This window comes from Pseudoxanthomonas sp. YR558 (genome assembly GCF_900116385.1).
GTDB lineage: Bacteria > Pseudomonadota > Gammaproteobacteria > Xanthomonadales > Xanthomonadaceae > Pseudoxanthomonas_A.
This window is the reverse complement of record NZ_FPCI01000002.1, coordinates 251,379-267,704: the sequence shown is the minus strand read 5'-3', so window position 1 is coordinate 267,704 and position 16,326 is coordinate 251,379. Positions and strand designations below refer to the sequence as shown.

18 protein-coding genes and 1 pseudogene are annotated in these 16,326 nt (G+C 67.6%); 10 read left to right on the top strand and 9 right to left on the bottom strand.

Features of this window, described 5'->3' with window-relative positions:
* Positions 1 to 56: 56 nt before the first annotated feature.
* On the bottom strand, positions 57 to 413 hold the full coding sequence (locus BM365_RS12775; protein ID WP_093489929.1) for a hypothetical protein: 357 nt from the start codon (positions 411 to 413) through the stop codon (positions 57 to 59).
* Positions 410 to 1,342 carry a hypothetical protein gene (locus tag BM365_RS12770; RefSeq protein ID WP_233210808.1) on the bottom strand — a complete coding sequence of 311 codons (933 nt, stop codon included), beginning with the start codon at positions 1,340 to 1,342 and terminating at the stop codon, positions 410 to 412. Before BM365_RS12770 ends, BM365_RS12775 begins: the two co-directional genes overlap by 4 nt.
* A 138-nt stretch (positions 1,343 to 1,480) precedes the next feature.
* On the opposite strand from BM365_RS12770, the gene prmA reads away from it, so the two are divergent.
* The 6 genes from prmA to purD all read left to right on the top strand — a co-directional run bounded on the left by prmA (position 1,481) and on the right by purD (position 7,260).
* Complete coding sequence (gene prmA, locus BM365_RS12765) at positions 1,481 to 2,398, top strand: 50S ribosomal protein L11 methyltransferase (RefSeq protein WP_093489928.1); 918 nt, start codon at positions 1,481 to 1,483, stop codon at positions 2,396 to 2,398.
* Between the two features lie 51 nt (positions 2,399 to 2,449).
* Positions 2,450 to 3,469 carry a DUF3426 domain-containing protein gene (locus BM365_RS17870; RefSeq protein ID WP_233210807.1) on the top strand — a complete coding sequence of 340 codons (1,020 nt, stop codon included), beginning with the start codon at positions 2,450 to 2,452 and terminating at the stop codon, positions 3,467 to 3,469.
* Between the two features lie 121 nt (positions 3,470 to 3,590).
* The gene (gene fis / locus BM365_RS12755) at positions 3,591 to 3,863 is read left to right on the top strand and encodes a DNA-binding transcriptional regulator Fis (RefSeq protein ID WP_093489927.1); all 273 of its coding nucleotides are present in this window, start codon (positions 3,591 to 3,593) and stop codon (positions 3,861 to 3,863) included.
* 64 nt (positions 3,864 to 3,927) lie between these two features.
* Positions 3,928 to 5,514, top strand: coding sequence for a bifunctional phosphoribosylaminoimidazolecarboxamide formyltransferase/IMP cyclohydrolase (gene purH / locus BM365_RS12750; RefSeq protein ID WP_093489926.1), 1,587 nt, complete (start codon positions 3,928 to 3,930; stop codon positions 5,512 to 5,514).
* 4 nt (positions 5,515 to 5,518) lie between these two features.
* Complete coding sequence (locus tag BM365_RS12745) at positions 5,519 to 5,938, top strand: hypothetical protein (RefSeq protein WP_093489925.1); 420 nt, start codon at positions 5,519 to 5,521, stop codon at positions 5,936 to 5,938.
* Between the two features lie 29 nt (positions 5,939 to 5,967).
* On the top strand, positions 5,968 to 7,260 hold the full coding sequence (purD, locus tag BM365_RS12740) for a phosphoribosylamine--glycine ligase (protein ID WP_093489924.1): 1,293 nt from the start codon (positions 5,968 to 5,970) through the stop codon (positions 7,258 to 7,260).
* 1 nt (position 7,261) lies between these two features.
* On the opposite strand, the gene BM365_RS12735 is transcribed toward purD, so the two are convergent.
* Positions 7,262 to 8,368: an NADH:flavin oxidoreductase/NADH oxidase gene (locus BM365_RS12735; RefSeq protein WP_093489923.1), complete on the bottom strand. Its 1,107-nt coding sequence runs from the start codon at positions 8,366 to 8,368 to the stop codon at positions 7,262 to 7,264.
* 142 nt (positions 8,369 to 8,510) lie between these two features.
* Here BM365_RS12735 and BM365_RS12730 point away from each other — a divergent pair, with 142 nt between their 5' ends.
* From BM365_RS12730 to BM365_RS12720, 3 genes are all read left to right on the top strand, one after another.
* A complete protein-coding gene (locus BM365_RS12730; protein WP_093489922.1) occupies positions 8,511 to 10,406 on the top strand; it encodes an MFS transporter in 1,896 nt (631 codons plus the stop codon).
* Between the two features lie 110 nt (positions 10,407 to 10,516).
* Positions 10,517 to 10,891: a CD225/dispanin family protein gene (locus tag BM365_RS12725; RefSeq protein ID WP_093490778.1), complete on the top strand. Its 375-nt coding sequence runs from the start codon at positions 10,517 to 10,519 to the stop codon at positions 10,889 to 10,891.
* A 26-nt stretch (positions 10,892 to 10,917) separates the two neighbouring features.
* Entirely contained in the window at positions 10,918 to 11,304 is a 387-nt protein-coding gene (locus tag BM365_RS12720) for a DUF2752 domain-containing protein (protein WP_093490777.1), read from the top strand.
* A gap of 6 nt (positions 11,305 to 11,310) precedes the next feature.
* On the opposite strand, the gene BM365_RS12715 is transcribed toward BM365_RS12720, so the two are convergent.
* The 6 genes and pseudogenes from BM365_RS12715 to BM365_RS12690 all read right to left on the bottom strand — a co-directional run bounded on the left by BM365_RS12715 (position 11,311) and on the right by BM365_RS12690 (position 15,567).
* Positions 11,311 to 12,201, bottom strand: coding sequence for a cobalamin biosynthesis protein (locus BM365_RS12715; RefSeq protein WP_093489921.1), 891 nt, complete (start codon positions 12,199 to 12,201; stop codon positions 11,311 to 11,313).
* A 66-nt stretch (positions 12,202 to 12,267) separates the two neighbouring features.
* Entirely contained in the window at positions 12,268 to 13,209 is a 942-nt protein-coding gene (nudC, locus tag BM365_RS12710; RefSeq protein WP_093489920.1) for an NAD(+) diphosphatase, read from the bottom strand.
* Positions 13,209 to 13,595 (bottom strand): iron-sulfur cluster insertion protein ErpA, encoded by a 387-nt coding sequence (gene erpA, locus BM365_RS12705; RefSeq protein WP_093490776.1) that lies wholly within the window; start codon positions 13,593 to 13,595, stop codon positions 13,209 to 13,211. The genes nudC and erpA overlap by 1 nt, the downstream gene beginning before the upstream one ends.
* 37 nt (positions 13,596 to 13,632) lie before the next feature.
* The gene (locus BM365_RS12700; protein WP_233210806.1) at positions 13,633 to 14,358 is read right to left on the bottom strand and encodes a DUF6776 family protein; all 726 of its coding nucleotides are present in this window, start codon (positions 14,356 to 14,358) and stop codon (positions 13,633 to 13,635) included.
* A 116-nt stretch (positions 14,359 to 14,474) separates the two neighbouring features.
* Positions 14,475 to 14,831 (bottom strand): annotated as a pseudogene (locus BM365_RS12695) (polymer-forming cytoskeletal protein); the annotation flags it as partial.
* 1 nt (position 14,832) lies between these two features.
* The gene (locus BM365_RS12690) at positions 14,833 to 15,567 is read right to left on the bottom strand and encodes a DUF6776 family protein (RefSeq protein ID WP_093489918.1); all 735 of its coding nucleotides are present in this window, start codon (positions 15,565 to 15,567) and stop codon (positions 14,833 to 14,835) included.
* Positions 15,568 to 15,665: 98 nt separating this feature from the next.
* Here BM365_RS12690 and BM365_RS12685 point away from each other — a divergent pair, with 98 nt between their 5' ends.
* Positions 15,666 to 16,286, top strand: a complete 621-nt coding sequence (locus BM365_RS12685) for a DUF4126 domain-containing protein (RefSeq protein WP_093489917.1) — start codon at positions 15,666 to 15,668, stop codon at positions 16,284 to 16,286.
* Positions 16,287 to 16,326 lie beyond the last annotated feature (40 nt).

Here is a 16,326-nt window from a genome sequence, read left to right as displayed (position 1 = left end):
AGGGCCGGGAGTTTTTCTCCCGGCCCTTCGCCTGTGCGCAACGGAGGCGGCGCGCGTTATTCGGGCGCCTGCTGCGTGCCCGGCACGGGTTCGGCGCCCAGCGGCGAGGCCGGGTCGGTGATGCGCACCGTTTCGGCCGAGCCATCGGCCCACACGACCTTGATCGTGCTGCCCGGCGCGAGCGTGGAGAACGGCGTGCCGCTGCGCGCACGGTACAGGGCGGCGACCTGGGCCGCGCCGAGGCGGCGCGCTTCATCGGGCGCATGGACCGTCATGTGGCCTACGCGCGACAGGTCGCGGTATTCCGGGTTGCGCGTCTCGATGACGATCGTGGCCGCCGCTGCCGCGTACGCCACCACCACCAGACCCCAGACCAGGACATTCACCCCGGGCCGCGTACGCTTGTATTTCATCCTTCGACTCCCGTGTGGGACAGCAAGGTGCCCACCATTTCTTCCACGTTGTCCTCACCCTGGCGCGGGACGCCGGCGTCCCGCGCGAAGGTGCTGAAATCCTGCGTTTCGTCCTGCGAGCAGATCCCGCCATTGACGCAGTAGTTGGTCATCATCGAACCGTCCGGGCTGCAGTCCATGCCGAGCCTGCACGAGGCGATGCGCCACGCGATCTCGCTCAGGTCGCTGCCGGACACCTCACCGAGGGTCTCGGTGCGACCGCTGCCCACACTACCCATCGCCGGAGCGATCGCCACGAAAGCGAAGGGGTCGCCGGAATCCAATACGCGTTGCACGAGCTCGCGCCGATAGTCGTCGCCGGCATCGAGCGGCCGATCCATCGCCAGCAGCGCCGCTTCCGCGGCCAGGCTGCCTGCACGTGCCGCCTGCATGCGCTGGTTAACGATCACCGGCAGCGAGAATCCGTCCTGCGGGACGAAGCGCGCGCACCGTTGCTGCACGCGCTGGCGTGCCGACAGCATCGCCGCGCCGCCCGACAATCCGAGCTTCGCGATGACGCGCGTGTCCTGCGCATAACCGGTCGGGTCCGCCGCGAAACCCGCGCAATAGTCCTGCACAAGGCTGAGCAGCCACATCGCGTCAGCATCGCCCGCGGAGGCCCACATCGTCAGCTCGCGCGAGTACGCGAACAGATCGACACTCTCTTCGAAGCCCCGTCGTAGCGGAGACAGGACCGGTGCCGGCCGCAGCGCCATGGGCACCAGGCGCGATGCTGGCGGCGTCGCCATCGCGCCTACCAACTCTGGCGTGCTCTCGCTATCGCCACCACCGAAGGCAACACCGGTCCAGCCCGCCTGGCGCAGCGGCATCCACGCCAGCGCGCCCAGCAGGCCCACCAGCAGGATCGGCAATAGCAGCTTCCGGGGCACCCGGCCATTATCCCGGCCGATTCCCGGGCTTTCAACGAACGGACGTCACGCCAGGCGGTCCGGAACCACCTTCCGTCGCGGGCACCCTCCCAGGACCGCGTGAGACACTAGGCAACCTCCCCTGCCGCTGCCTGCCCCATGCCCTATCTGGAACTCTCCCTGCGCTGCACCGAAGCCGAGCAGCCGCGCTACGAGAACGCCCTGGAAGACGTCGGCGCATTGTCGGTCACGCTCTTGGATGCGGATGCCGATACCGGCAACGAGCGTGCGATCCTCGAGCCGGGGGTGGGCGAAACGCCGTTATGGAAAGCGCTTGTGCTGACCGCCCTGTTCGACGCCGACGCGGATGCGCTGACCCTGCTCGCCGCGCTGGAAGCCTTCGATTCCGGCCTGGACTGGACGCAAGTCGGCTTCCGTACCGTGGCGGACGAAGACTGGGAACGCGCCTGGCTGGACCAGTTCAAGCCGATGCAGTTCGGTGCGCGCACCTTCATCGTGCCGTGGAACCATGCCGTCCCCGACGAAGCGCAAACGGACCATGCCGCCATCGTGCGGCTCGACCCCGGGCTCGCGTTCGGCTCAGGTACGCACCCCACCACCGCCCTATGCCTGCGCTGGCTGGATGGGCTGGCCAGCAGTGGCGAACTGCAGGGCCGCCAGGTGCTGGACTTCGGTTGCGGCTCCGGCATCCTCGCGCTCGCCGCGCTCAAACTCGGTGCTGCCGGCGCGGTGGGCGTGGACAACGACCCGCAGGCCTTACTGGCCAGCGCGGATAACGCGCAGCGCAACGGTATCGATGAACGCCTCCAGGTGTACTTGCCCGAAGACGAACCCGTGGCCACGTATCCGATCGTCGTAGCCAACATCCTGGCCTCTGCGTTGGATGCGCTGGCCGAGACGCTAGCCGAGCGTGTGGCGCCCGGTGGTCGCATCGCGCTGTCGGGCATCCTGAAAGGGCAGGAGGACGATCTGCTGGTCCGCTATGCCGCCTGGTTCGACGCGCTCCAGGCGACCCAGGACGGTGACTGGATGCGTATCGACGGCGTGCGTCGCTGAGGCCACTGCGATCACAACACGCGCGCGGGCCCGCGTGGTTGAATAGCGGCCATGTTCATCGCCTGTCCCCACTGCCAGTTTCTGGTCGCCCGCGATCCACAGACGCAGGCACTGCCTGTCGCCTGTACGCGCTGCGGCAAGCCGTTGCAGGCGGGCGACGCTATCGGCGCGACGACATCGCCCAGCCTGGCGACGTTCCTGCATGCTGCTCTGCCGCCGAAGGATGAAGTCGTCGCCGACGCGGCGAAGATGGAGCCGGCGGCACCGGTCGAAACGCGCGAAGACCACGCCAACGACATTGCAGTGCGCGGGGTGGACCCCGATACGCGCGCAGCGGAGCCCGCGTCCGAGGCCATAGAGGCCCTCGCACCCGTCGAAACGGACGGCGTGATCGAACCCGTTGAAGCGACGACAACGGATACCGCGGACGCATCCTCCGGCGAACACACGGACACCGCACTCGCCGTGCAGGCGGATGCCACCCTGCACGGCGAAGCGCCCACCGAAGCGCCACAGGCGGCGGCGGTCGTCGACGCGAGACCGAAGGCCCGTGGTCCGACGGGACCACGTTTCCTGCAGCGCGGGCGCACCACACCGGTGCACGCGAAACAGGCACGAATCCAGTGGTTCGCGGTGATCGCATTGTCGCTATTGCTCTGCGCGCAAGTGTTGCTGGCCGATCGCGCGCGGCTTGCCACGCAGGCGGGCTGGCGGCCCATCGTGGTTGCGCTGTGCGGGGTATTCCGTTGCGACGTACCCACCTGGCGCGAACCCGCGGCCTTCACCATGCTGAGCCGCGACGTGCGGCCCATCATCGGTAGTCCCGGCACGCTGCAGGCCCAGGCCACGTTCCGCAACGAAGCGCGTTGGGCGCAGGCGTGGCCGGTCATCCTGCTGACGCTGAAGGATGCCGACGGTCGCACCTTGGGCGCACGTGCGTTGCAGCCGGCCGACTATCTGCCCCAAGGCGAGTCATCGTCCTTGATCGGCCCGGGACAGAGCGCGCAGATGGCCGTGAGCGTGAAGGAACCGAGCGCCAACGTCGTCGCGTTTTCCTTCGACTTCCGTTAATCGCCCCGATTCATCAAAAAAGCGGATGCACGCGCCCCGATCAGGCGCTAGACTCGTCCCCCCGCCGAAAACCGACAAGCACAAGGCGGGCCTCAGCAATCCGTGTCACCAGGGGAACCGATTGAACGCTGCCTCCACCCGACAGGACCATACGCGCGGTGCGCAACGACCGCCGTTGCGTGAGCACGTGGCGCAATCCGTGCGCCGCTATTTGCGCGACCTGGACGGCAGCGATGCGGACGATGTCTATGAGATCGTGCTGCGTGAGATGGAAATTCCACTGTTCGTCGAAGTGCTGAACCATTGCGAGGGCAACCAGAGCCGCGCTGCGGCCATGCTGGGTATCCACCGCGCCACGCTGCGCAAGAAGCTCAAGGACTACGGGCTGGCCTGAGCGGCCACCGGGCGGCTTGCTGCGGCGCGTTATAATTCGCGCCCCGCTCCGTACCGCCCTCCCCATGACCCTCGATCTCCAGCCCGTGCGACGGGCGCTGCTGTCCGTTTCCGACAAGTCCGGCCTGCTCGACCTGGCCCACGCGCTGGCGCGCCATGGCGTGGAACTGCTGTCCACCGGCGGCACTGCGAAGACATTGCGTGACGCGGGCCTGACCGTCCGCGATGTCGCCGACGTCACGGGGTTCCCGGAAATGATGGACGGCCGCGTCAAGACGCTGCACCCGAAGGTGCATGGCGGCCTGCTCGGCCGCGCCGGCCAGGACGACGCCGTCATGGCGGAGCACGGCATCGGCGCGATCGACCTCCTGGTGCTCAACCTGTATCCGTTCGAAGCCGTCACCGCGAAGGCCGGCTGCACGCTGGCCGATGCGGTCGAGAACATCGACATCGGTGGTCCTGCGATGCTGCGTTCGGCCGCGAAGAACTTCGCGCGCGTCGCCGTGGCCACCGATCCATCGCAGTACGCCGGCCTGGTCGCCGAGCTGGACGCGAACGGCGGCGCACTGCCGGCAGCGACGCGCTTCGCACTGTCGGTGGCCGCGTTCAATCGTGTCGCCCAGTACGACGCTGCGATCAGCACCTACCTGTCCTCCGTCACCGACACCGCGGGCGAGGTGCCCGCGCGCGCCGCGTTCGCCGCGCAGGCCAACGGCAACTTCGTCAAGGTGATGGACCTGCGTTACGGCGAGAATCCGCACCAGCAGGCCGCGTTCTACCGCGACCTGTGTCCTGCCCCGGGCTCGCTGGCGACGTTCACCCAGTTGCAGGGCAAGGAACTGAGCTACAACAACATCGCCGACAGCGATGCGGCGTGGGAATGCGTGCGCCAGTTCGACGCGGCGGCCTGCGTGATCGTCAAGCATGCCAACCCCTGTGGCGTGGCGGTCGGCGTGGCCTGCGGCGATGCCTACGAGTTGGCCTACGCCACTGACCCGACCAGCGCGTTCGGCGGCATCATCGCGTTCAACCGCACGCTGGACGCGGCCACGGCAAAAGTCATCCTGGACCGCCAGTTCGTCGAGGTGCTGATCGCACCGGACTACGAACAAGGTGCGCTCGATTACGCGGCCAAGAAAGCCAACGTGCGCGTGCTGCGCATCCCGCTCGCTCCCGCCTCGAATGGCTTCATCGACACCAAGCGCGTCGGCTCCGGCATGCTGATGCAGACCGCCGACGACCGTGTGGTGACGCGCGACGAATTGAAGGTAGTGACGAAACTCGCGCCGACCGACGCGCAGTTCATCGACCTGCTGTTCGCGTGGAAGGTGGCCAAGTTCGTGAAGTCCAACGCCATCGTCTATGCGAAGGACCACCGCACCATCGGTGTCGGCGCCGGCCAGATGAGCCGCGTCTATTCGGCGCGCATCGCCGGCATCAAGGCGGCGGACGCGAACCTGGTCGTCGAGGGCTCGGTGATGGCCAGCGATGCCTTCTTCCCGTTCCGCGACGGCATCGACGCCGCCGCGGCCGCCGGCATCAAGGCGGTCATCCAGCCGGGCGGCTCCATGCGCGACAGCGAAGTGATCGCGGCAGCCGACGAGCACGGCATCGCGATGGTGTTCACCGGCGTGCGGCACTTCCGGCACTGACCTCATGCGCCTCCACGGCTGGACGCAGGTCGTACGTGTCGCATCGGTCATCGGTGCGCTGGCGCTCGCGGGTTGCCAGGGGATGCAGGGCAAGCTGGAAGCCGCGCGCGCCGAGACGGCATCGACGCTGCCCTCCCCCTATCTCGACGGCCTGGTGACCGAATCGGTTACCGTGGATGGCGATCGACTGGTGTTCCTCGTGCGCTCGCCGGATGGCGATGCCGAGAAGACGCGCGCCCATCCCAAGTTCAGGGCGCTGCGTGAAAGCGAACAACAGGCGATGACCGCGTTGTGCGTATTGCCCGCGATGCAGCCCCTGATCGGCACCGATGCGGTGCTGGTGCGCCGGTTCGTCGACCGCGACGGTGCACTTTTCTTCGAATTGACCCTCCCCGCACGCGAGTGCGCCGCCCCGCCGGCCTGATTCGCCGGTCCTGTCCTGAGGAAGTCCCCTTGAAAGTCCTGGTCATCGGTTCCGGCGGTCGCGAGCATGCGCTGGCATGGAAACTGGCGCAGTCGCCGCGCGTGGACGAAGTGATCGTTGCGCCCGGGAATGCCGGTACGGCGACGGAATCCGGTTGCCGCAACGTACCGGTCAAGGTCACTGACATCGAAGGCTTGCTCGCGCTGGCGCAGGACGAAGGCGTGGGCCTGACGGTCGTCGGTCCGGAAGTCCCGCTGGTGGCCGGCGTAGTGGATCGTTTCCGCCTGGCGGGCCAGCGCATCTTCGGCCCCACCGCGGCCGCGGCGCAGCTGGAAGGCAGCAAGGCGTTCGCGAAGGATTTCCTCGCGCGCCACGGCATCCCGACCGCGTTCTACGCGGTGCATACCGATGTCGACGCAGCACTGGCATACCTGCGCGAGAAGGGTGCGCCCATCGTGGTCAAGGCCGACGGCCTGGCCGCCGGCAAGGGCGTGATCGTGGCGATGACGCTGGACGAAGCCGAGGCTGCGGTGCGCGACATGCTGTCCGGAAACGCGTTCGGCGATGCCGGCGCACGCGTGGTGATCGAGGAGTTCCTCGAAGGCGAAGAAGCGAGCTTCATATCGATGGTCGACGGCACCACCGCGCTGCCGATGGCGACCAGCCAGGACCACAAGCGCGTCGGCGACGGCGACACCGGCCCCAATACGGGCGGCATGGGCGCGTATTCGCCCGCGCCCGTGGTCACGCCCGAGGTGCACGCACGCGTCATGCGCGAGGTCGTGAATCCCACCGTGCAGGGCATGATCGCCGACGGCGTGCCGTTCACCGGCTTCCTCTACGCCGGCCTGATGATCGATGGCAGCGGCGCACCGAAGGTGATCGAGTTCAACGTGCGCTTCGGCGATCCGGAAACGCAGCCGGTGATGCTGCGCCTGCAGTCCGACCTCGTGGACCTGGTGGAAGCGGCCATCGACGGCCGCTTGGACACCGTCGAGGCGAAGTGGGATCCGTGCCCGTCGCTGGGCGTGGTGATGGCGGCATCGCCGTATCCGGAAACGCCCATCACCGGCGACGTGATCGCCGGGCTGGACGAGGTGCCGGATACCGCAAAGGTGTTCCATGCCGGCACCGCACTGGATGCGGAAGGCCGCGTGGTGAGTGCTGGCGGCCGCGTGCTGTGCGTGGCCGCGCTCGGCGCGTCCGTGTCCGATGCGCAGCGCCAAGCCTACGAAGGTGTCGAGAAAGTGCGCTGGACGAACGAGTTCCACCGCACCGACATCGGCTGGCGCGCGATCGCGCGCGAGCGCGACGCCGGCTGAGTCAGGCCGCCTGCACGAAGCGCGCCGCGTGTTCCCGCGGCGCGCTGCGCAGGTACTGCGGCGCCACCGCGACGTCGGCGCCCAGTGCTGCGGCTGCGTGCCACGGCCAGCGCGGGTCGTAGAGGATGCCACGCGCGAGCGCGACGGCATCCGCCTGGCCTTGTCGCAGGATGTCGTCCGCCTGCTGCGGCTCGGTGATCAGGCCCACGGCGATGACCGGCATCGCCACTTCCCGTTTGATCGCGTCGGCGAACGGCACCTGGTAACCCGGTGCCGCGGCGATCCGTTGCGCCGGATGCAAGCCGCCGCTGGACACGTCGATGAAATGGCAGCCGCGCGCATCCAGCGCCTTCGCCAGCACGATGCTTTGCGCCAGGTCCCAGCCGCCGTCCACCCAGTCGGTCGCCGAGATGCGTACGCCGAGCGCCATCGTCGCCGGCACCACCGCCTTGACCGCATCAAATATCTGCAGCACCGGACGCATGCGGTTCTCCAACGAGCCGCCATAGGCGTCTTCGCGCCGGTTGCTCAACGGCGACAGGAACTGGTGCAGCAGATAGCCATGCGCGGCATGGATCTCGATCAGGTCCAGGCCCAACCGGACCGCGCGGCGCGCACTCGCGACGAACGCGGCGATGACCTCGTCGATACCGGCCTGATCCAGCGCGATCGGCGGAAGGCCGCCTTCGGCATAGGGAATGGCGGATGCAGAGACGGTCTGCCAGCCGTGCGTGTGATCGGGTGGAATGGCCGCACCGTGGTGGTCCCAGGGGCGATGCGTCGACGCCTTGCGACCCGCATGCGCGAGCTGCACGCCCAACGGCATCGTCGAGTGGCGGCGCGCGGCGGCAAGCGCGTTCGCGAAGGCCTGCTCGGTGGCGTCGTCCCACAGACCGATGTTGGCCCAGCTGATGCGTCCATGCGGCTCGACCGCCGTGGCTTCGATGATGGCCAGTCCAGCGCCGGACTGGGCGAGATTAGGCCAATGGAAAGCATGCCAATCGGTGGCGCGCCCTTCTTCGGCGGAGTATTGGCACATCGGCGCGACGACGATGCGGTTGGACAGGCGTAGCGGCCCGAAGTCGACGGGCGAGAACAGCAGGCTCATGGGGGAGAGAGGGAACGACGTGGGGCGGCCACTATCCGCCCGCGCGCCCACCCCATCAACGCCAGCAGTGGAACGCTGTCGGGCAGGCAGGATGGCACCGCCACATCGATTTGCTAGGCTGCGCGCAACCCACGGAGGGCGCATGTCCAGCCACAGCCAGTTTTCGCTGCTGACACAACGGCGATTCCTGCCGTATTTCACCGTCCAGGCGCTGGGCGCCTTCAACGACAACGTCTATCGGCAGGCCATCATCGCGCTGCTGTTCTTCCTGGGCGCCAGCGACGACCAGCTTTCGTTGTATGCCACCTTGGCGCCGGCGATCTTCATCCTGCCGTACTTCCTCTTTTCCGCCATCGCCGGCCAGTTCGCCGAGAAGCTGGAGAAGCACCGGCTGATCGTGATCACCACGACGATGGAGATCGTGATCATGTCGCTGGCCGCGGTTGGCTTCCTGCTGCAGAACATGCCGCTGTTGCTGGTGGCGCTGTTCTGCACCGGCGTGCAGTCCACGCTGTTCGGGCCGGTGAAGTATTCCGTGCTGCCGTCGATCCTCAAGCCGGAGGAGCTGACCGGCGGCAACGGCCTGGTCGAGATGGGCACGTCGATCTCGATCCTGTGCGGCATGATCGCCGGCGGCATGATCTTCCAGATCGCCGGTGCGCACGGGCCGCAAGCGGCCGCCGTCGCCATCGTGCTGCTGGCGGTACTGGGCAACGTGATGTCGCGGATGATTCCGCGCATGGACGCTGGCGCGCCCGACCTGAAGATCCGCTGGAATCCCATTCCCGAATCGCTGGCCGTGCTGCGCATGGCGAAGCAGCAGTTGGCGGTGCGCAATGCCATTCTCGGCGTGTCGTGGTTCTGGTTCTTCGGTACGCTGCTGACCTCGCAGTTGCCGGCCTACGCGAAACTCCACCTGGGAGCCGCCGACGGCTCGTCGACGCTGTATGTGTTTGCGCTGGCGCTGTTCTCGGTGGGCACCGGCATCGGCTCGTTGCTGTGCGAGAAGCTCTCCGGCCGCACGGTCGAAATCGGCCTGGTGCCGGTCGGCGCCTTCGGCATGAGCGCGTTCCTGCTCGATCTGTACTTCGCCCGGCCCGGCCTGACACCCGCGACGGGACTGGACATCGCCGGCTTCGTCCACCACGCCGGCAGCGTGCGGATCATGATCGACCTGGTGGGTATCGGCATGTTCGCCGGCATCTTCGTCGTGCCCCTTTTCGCGCTGATCCAGAGCCGCACCGACCGAACGCAGATGGCGCGCGTGTTCGCCGCGCTCAACATCCAGAACTCCGGATTCATCGTGCTGGCGGCGCTGGTGGGCCTTGGGTTGCACGCACTGGACTGGAGCAGCCCGCAGATGTTCCTCGCGCTGGCCATTGCCAACGCGGTGGTCGCGATCTGGATCTTCACGATCGTGCCCGAGTTCCTGATGCGGTTCCTCAGCTGGTTGCTGGTGCGCGCGCTGTACCGGCTGCGCCTGCACGGCATCGAGAAGCATGTGCCGGACGAGGGCCCGGCGCTGCTGGTCTGCAACCACGTGAGCTACATGGATGCGCTGATCTTGGCCGCGACCATCCCGCGGCCGGTGCGCTTCGTCATGTACTACAAGATCTTCAACATCCCGGTGATGAGCTGGATCTTCCGGACCGCCAAGGCGATCCCGATCGCCGGCGCGCGCGAGGACCCCGCACTGATGCAACGCGCCTTCGACGAGATCGACGCGGCGCTGGCCGAAGGCGAGATCGTCGGTATCTTCCCCGAAGGCGCGCTGACGAAGGACGGCGACATCGCCGCGTTCAAGTCAGGCGTAGAGAAGATCCTGGAGCGGCGCGCCGTGCCCGTGGTGCCGATGGCGCTTAAGGGCATGTGGGCCAGCATGTGGAGCCGTCGCGATACGCGTCTCGGTCGCATGCGCGTACCACGGCGCTTCCGTGCGCACGTAGATGTCGTGGCGGGCGAACCGATGGACGGCGCGGCCGCGACGGCGGAAGTGCTGGAAGCACGCGTGCGTGCCTTGCGCGGCGACGCGGCGTGATGCATCTGCCCAGCGCGCGCTGATCATTTTTGTTCCGCGGTCTGGCACTATTGGGCGGCTTGAGCGGCGTGCAGGCCGACTCGCGCGCCACCTCGTCCAAGGAGAGACCCATGAGTTCCATTCCGCCCGTCACGCCACCACCGGTTATCGAGGGTGCGCCGATTCCCTCCTACCTCGCCTGGTCGATCACCTCGACCGTGCTCGCGTTCCTGCTCTGCTGCATTGTCTGCTACAGCTTTCCCGGCATCGTGACCGGCGTGGTGGCGATCGTGTTCTCGACGAAGGTCGGCACGCTGTTGCGCCAGGGCGATCTTGATGGCGCGCGCGCCGCCTCGAAGAACGCGAAGATCTGGACATGGGTGACCGCCGGCATCATCGGCGCCGCCGTGATCCTGTTCTTCGTGTCGCTCGCCCTGATGGGAGGCGTCGAGGGATACATGGAGCGCATCCAGGAATTCCAGCAGCAGATCGAAGCCAACCAGTGATCGGAGAGCGGCGCCCGCTGTTCCTGATGGTGTCCGCCGCCGCCCTGTTGGTGGCTGCGGCGGGCATCTGGGCGCTGCGCACGTTCGATCCGAATCTACCCGGCAATCCATTTCCGCCCTGCATCTTTCGCGCAGTCACCGGCTACTTCTGCGCAGGCTGCGGCATCACACGCGCGTTACATGCGCTTGTGCACGGAGACCTGATGGCGGCCCTGCGCTTCAACGTGCTGGCGGTCGGATTGCTGTTCCTGGCGCCTTTCGTCGTGCTCTGGCAGCTCGGTTGGCAGCCGCGCGCCTTGGCGCCCCTGGCTCGTATTCTCGGCAAACCCGCGCTCTGGCTTGTGCTGATGCCGGCCTACTGGATCGCGCGCAACCTGCCGTGGGCCCCGTTCGCCTGGCTCGCGCCGGGCTGACCTACGTCAGCTGACCCAGCCGCCGATCACGAACACGGCAATCACCGCCAGCCACAGCAGCAGGATGCGCCACACCAGGCTCATCGCATCGCGCAGTTCGGGCAATTCGCGCATCGCCTGGACCATGCCCTCTTCGGCGTACTCCTCGGCTTCCTCGGCCAGCTCGCAACGCACGCTGGCGCGCGCCGCACTGCCCAGGAATCCCGCATCCAGCGCGAACCGCGCGCCGCCGCTTTCGCGCCACGTCGAGAACACGGTGTCGAAATTACCGACCAGGGCCATCGCCAGCGTCATCAGTTGCGCGACGGGCCATTCGAGCGCCGCCTTCAACACGCGCACGCCTTCGCGGTTCGCCGATGGCAGATCGGCCCAGGTCTCGTGCGCCGCGAGAACCGTCAACCGGTAGAGCATCGCGCCCACGGGGCCGAGCAGGAGGAACCAGAACAGCACGCCGAACCAGCGCTCCAACGCATTGCGGAACACCGCTTCCACCAGCGCGGGGCCATCGAGTGCGGCGGCTTCGCCGGTCAGGCCAAGCCGGGCGATGGCCGCGCGTCGGGTCGGCGGATCATGTGCATCGATGACGGCCTCGACATCCACATCGAGGTCACGCGGCCCCCACGCGTACACGAGCACCGCGATATCGAACAACAACCCCACCAGCCCGTAGATGGGGCCATCGAGCAGCCATTGCAGGATGCCGACCAGGAGCAGCACCGGGACCAGCGCAAGCGTGATGCCGTAGCGTCCCTGCCACGCAGCGCCGTGCCCCGTATTGCGGGTCAGCCACTCCAGCCATGCGCGATACCAGGCGTACTGGCGCAGCGAAATGACCAGCGTGGGCGCGACATGGCCCAGCACCAGTGCAATCACGACCGCGACGAGGGTGATCGACATGACGTCCTCCGGGCCCGGATTCTAGCGCGCCGGGGCGTTAATGGCCGGTCTGCACGGGTGGTATGCCTATGGGCGCCGCGCCAGCATGGCAGCATGCCAGTGCTCGATGAGCGCGCGCGCAATGGAGATCGAAGGAGAAAGCAGCAGCGGCGCATCGTCGCCACCTTCCCCGTGCAGCGCCGCATCGACTTCTTCGAAGGTGAACCAGCGCGCGTCCTCGAGTTCGCCATCCACCTGCGGTGGATCGGGCTCGCCTTCCGCGCTGAAGCCCAGCATCAGCGCGCCAGGGAACGGCCAGGGCTGCGCGCCAAGGTAGCGGCATGCGCGCACGCGCACCTGCGCCTCTTCGAACACTTCGCGCGCAACCGTCTGCTCAAGTGTTTCGCCAGGCTCCACGAACCCGGCGAGGACCGAATAGCGGCGCGGTGGCCACGCGGCCTGGCGGCCTAGCAACAGTCGCTCACCGTCGCTGACCGCCACGATGGCGGCAGGATCGACGCGCGGATAGTGATCCTTGCCGCATTGCGTGCAGTGCGCGATGTAGCCCGCGCGCTTGAAGGTGATCGCGCCGCCGCAGGCACTGCAGAACCGGGTGGAGGCCTGCCAGTGCAACAGCGCGCGTGCCATCGCGAAGACGCCGGATTCGAAGGGCGGCCAGGACGCGGCCGCGCGGCGCAGATCGACATGCGACGGCGCCTGCATCGCGTGATGGCGCGCATGCGCGGCGAACCACGCCACACCATCCTTCAACCCCAGGAAAAGGCTCGCGCCCGGACCGCCACCCAAGGCGGCGCCCGCTGCTGCGAAGAGTTCGCCCTCAGCATCGGCCAGTGCACGCCCATCGTCCTCGAGCAGCAGGACGCGTGCCTCGGGCCACAGACGGGCCAGCGCGTCGGCATCGTCACGCAGCGCATCGGCACGATCGAGCGTATCGCCAGCAAAGGCGAACCCGGTCAATGGAGCGGAGGGAGCTGGAAGACCTGTCACTGAACGCGGCAGGCCATGCATCACATGCTGAAACTGCTGCCGCAGCCGCACGTCGTCTTGGCGTTGGGGTTGCGAATGACGAACTGCGCACCTTGCAGGCTCTCGCTGTAGTCGACTTCCGCACCCATCAGGTATTGAAGGCTCAGCGGATCGACGAGCAGCGAAACGCCGTCGGTGTTCACTGCAACGTCGTCCTCGGCGCGGTTCTCGTCGAATTCGAAGCCGTACTGGAAGCCGGAGCAGCCGCCGCCCTGGATATAGACCCGCAGCGCCAGCGCCTCGTTGCCTTCGTCCTGGATCAGTTCGCGCACCTTCGCCGCAGCCGCCGGGGTGAAATTGAGCGGCCGGTCGATGGACTGGTAGTCCGGCGCGGCCGGCGCGATGGGCAGGGAAACGACGGTGGTCATGGCAAAAGGATGGGGGCTGGCGGCAGGCAGTTCAAGTTCAGCGGGCCGCGGCGCCTTCGCCTGCGCCATCCTTCGCGGCGGCCTGTGCCCACGGGAACGACTGTTCCACGGCCGTACCGCCCTGCGGCACCACGCGCGCGATCACCCGCACCGGCTTGAAACCCTGGGGCAGCAACAGATCGCCTTCCACCTGCTGGAAATACTTGAAGGAATACGCCACGCCCGGCGCATTCGCCTGCTGGCGCAGGTCGGACCAGCCCAGCCGGCGGAGCTTTCCGCCCTCGGTGCCTTCCACCGATACCAGCAGGCGGCCGGCATTCACGGCGCCCCGGTTGAGGTTCTGGGTGAGAGTGGCGGTGAAGTGCCAAGCCTGCGCGTCCTGGGGTACCAGGGTGAGTTCGTGCACCGACAGGCCACGACGCTGCGCGGTGGCACCGACGAAACGTTCGTAGAAGGCGACGTCGGCGCGCAGACCGGAGATCTCCTCGTCGCGCTCGGCGAGTGTGGCCTGCAGGTCGCGATTGGCGTCGCGGCTGATCTGGTCCGAGCGCGCCAGGGTGGCGGCGCGCTGCTCCAGCGTTTCGATGCGCTGCTGCTGGGCCCGCAGCTGGCCTGGCGTGGGCGTGTCGCCGGCATGGCGCGCGAACACCTGCCAGGCACCCCAGACGCCGAATCCCAGCACAAGCACCAGGACCGCGAACAACACCGGCCACCCCACCGCGCGGGGCGGGGGCACGGTCGGCGGGACGGGCCTGGTGCTCATGGCCGCAGGATAGCGCGGCGTCTCACATCAGGCTCTGAATGGCCGCCTCAGGCGTCGGCGGCCCAGGCTTCGGGCAGGGCGGCGCCCTCTCTTGGCTGGCCGGCCGGGACCGCCTCGGCGTGCACGAGGTGGCCGGTCAGCTGCGCACCGGCATTCATCTCGACCACCTTGTAATGCAGGTTGCCGTGGACGCGGGCCTTGGGGGCCAGTTCGATGCGCTCGTGCGCATACACATCGCCGACCATACGGCCATTGATCACCACTACCGGCGCCTGTACTTCGCCTTCGATGCTGCCCTGCTCGGCCAGCGTCAGCACGGCGCGTTCGCCGGATTCAGCGATCACCTTGCCCTGGATATGGCCTTCAACGTAGAGACCGCCACTGAACACGACGTCGCCACGGATGGTCACCTGGGGCCCGATCAGGGTGTCGATGGCACCCACGTCCGGACGGATGGGCTTGTTCTTGAACATCTCACTTGCCTCCTGCGGCGGTAGCGGTCTTCCAGTCGAACGCCTGCTCCACCGCCGCGTCGTCGCCGTGCAGCGTCACCTTGACGCGTTGCGGCGTGAAGCCCGGCGGCAGCATCACGCTGCCATCCAACTGTTGGAAATATCGGAATGAATAGGCCTGCCCGGGTGCGCTGCGCTGCTGGTGCAGCTCGTCCCAGGCGACCGCGGCGAGCTTGCCGTTGCGCACGCCTTCCACGATGAAGCGCATCTGGCCCTGGCTGATCGCGCCGCGGTTGAGCGTCTGGGTCAGCATGATCTGGTAGCGCCACGTGCCGCCCGATGCGGGCTCGAACTCGGCCACGTGCACACCCAGGCCTTTACGCTGGCTGGTGGCACCGACCAGGCGCTCGTAGAACGCCACGTCGGCGCGCAATGCGGCGATCTCTTCGTCTCGCTCGGCCAGCGCGTCCTGCACTTCAGCGTTGGCCGCGCGGCTGATCTGGTCGGAACGGGCAAGGGTCGACTCGCGCTGTTGCAGCGAACGCAATTCGTTGCGTACGGCGGCGATATCGCGCTCGGCACGCCCCCGCGCGGCATCCGCCTGCGCTAGGCGCGGCGCGGCCGTATGGCTGGCGACGAACCAGGCGGCCGCCAGGCTACCCGCCCAGGCGATACCCAACAGTAGCGTGGTGCCTCGACGACGTACGGCCGCATCGCGCGGGACGATGCGGAAGCGGGATGGAAGACGCTCGGACATGACGGACAAACGGCGCCCGGCACTCAGCCGGCAGCCAGATGGGACCCCTATACTCGCCGCAGTGGCGCGAGTCCTCGAGTTTACCGGGAGTGGCTGACATGTCCGAAGCGCATCTTTTCGTAATTGGGATCTTGTTGGCATGGATGGCGGGCATCCGTGTCTATCTGACGGTCTTCGGCCTCGGACTCGCAGGCGCGCTCGGCTGGCTCGACCTGCCGCCGGCCCTGCAGGTGACCGAATCCTGGTGGGTGCTCGGCACATCCGGCGCGCTGGCGCTGACGGAGTTTTTCGCCGACAAGATCCCTGGGGTCGATTCGGGTTGGGACCTGCTGCAGACCCTGGCCCGTGTGCCGGCGGGCGCTTTCCTGGCCGCGGCGACCCTGTCGCCGGACGGCCAGCTCAGCGGCGGCGCGCTCGCCGCGGGCGCGGGCGTCGCACTGACCAGCCACCTGCTGAAGAGCGGCTCCCGTGCCTTGATGAACACGTCCCCGGAGCCGGTCAGCAACTGGACGGCCTCCGTCGCCGAAGACGCCGTTGTGGTCGGTGGCCTGTCGTTGGCCTTTGCACACCCCTGGATTGCGTTGTTCCTTGTTGTAGGGATGTCGTTGCTGGTGGCGATCGCCGTGTGGTGGGTCTGGCGCACGCTTTCGCGCGGACTGAAGCGGCTCCTGGAACCGCTGCCCGCGACGCAGGCGACACCCCCGACCTCTGGCCCGTGACAGGCGCCAGCGCATCGGGGATCATGGGTCTGCCTCACCT

Coding starts and splice junctions, on each gene's coding strand:
- erpA (WP_093490776.1), bottom strand. CDS start 13,595: ATGACCACCGTCGTTTCCCTGCCCATCGCGCCGGCCGCGCCGGACTAC.
- BM365_RS17870 (WP_233210807.1), top strand. CDS start 2,450: ATGTTCATCGCCTGTCCCCACTGCCAGTTTCTGGTCGCCCGCGATCCA.
- nudC (WP_093489920.1), bottom strand. CDS start 13,209: ATGCATGGCCTGCCGCGTTCAGTGACAGGTCTTCCAGCTCCCTCCGCT.
- BM365_RS12745 (WP_093489925.1), top strand. CDS start 5,519: ATGCGCCTCCACGGCTGGACGCAGGTCGTACGTGTCGCATCGGTCATC.
- BM365_RS12700 (WP_233210806.1), bottom strand. CDS start 14,358: ATGAGCACCAGGCCCGTCCCGCCGACCGTGCCCCCGCCCCGCGCGGTG.
- BM365_RS12775 (WP_093489929.1), bottom strand. CDS start 413: ATGAAATACAAGCGTACGCGGCCCGGGGTGAATGTCCTGGTCTGGGGT.
- BM365_RS12725 (WP_093490778.1), top strand. CDS start 10,517: ATGAGTTCCATTCCGCCCGTCACGCCACCACCGGTTATCGAGGGTGCG.
- prmA (WP_093489928.1), top strand. CDS start 1,481: ATGCCCTATCTGGAACTCTCCCTGCGCTGCACCGAAGCCGAGCAGCCG.
- BM365_RS12735 (WP_093489923.1), bottom strand. CDS start 8,368: ATGAGCCTGCTGTTCTCGCCCGTCGACTTCGGGCCGCTACGCCTGTCC.
- purH (WP_093489926.1), top strand. CDS start 3,928: ATGACCCTCGATCTCCAGCCCGTGCGACGGGCGCTGCTGTCCGTTTCC.
- BM365_RS12685 (WP_093489917.1), top strand. CDS start 15,666: ATGTCCGAAGCGCATCTTTTCGTAATTGGGATCTTGTTGGCATGGATG.
- BM365_RS12730 (WP_093489922.1), top strand. CDS start 8,511: ATGTCCAGCCACAGCCAGTTTTCGCTGCTGACACAACGGCGATTCCTG.
- BM365_RS12720 (WP_093490777.1), top strand. CDS start 10,918: ATGGTGTCCGCCGCCGCCCTGTTGGTGGCTGCGGCGGGCATCTGGGCG.
- BM365_RS12690 (WP_093489918.1), bottom strand. CDS start 15,567: ATGTCCGAGCGTCTTCCATCCCGCTTCCGCATCGTCCCGCGCGATGCG.
- BM365_RS12715 (WP_093489921.1), bottom strand. CDS start 12,201: ATGTCGATCACCCTCGTCGCGGTCGTGATTGCACTGGTGCTGGGCCAT.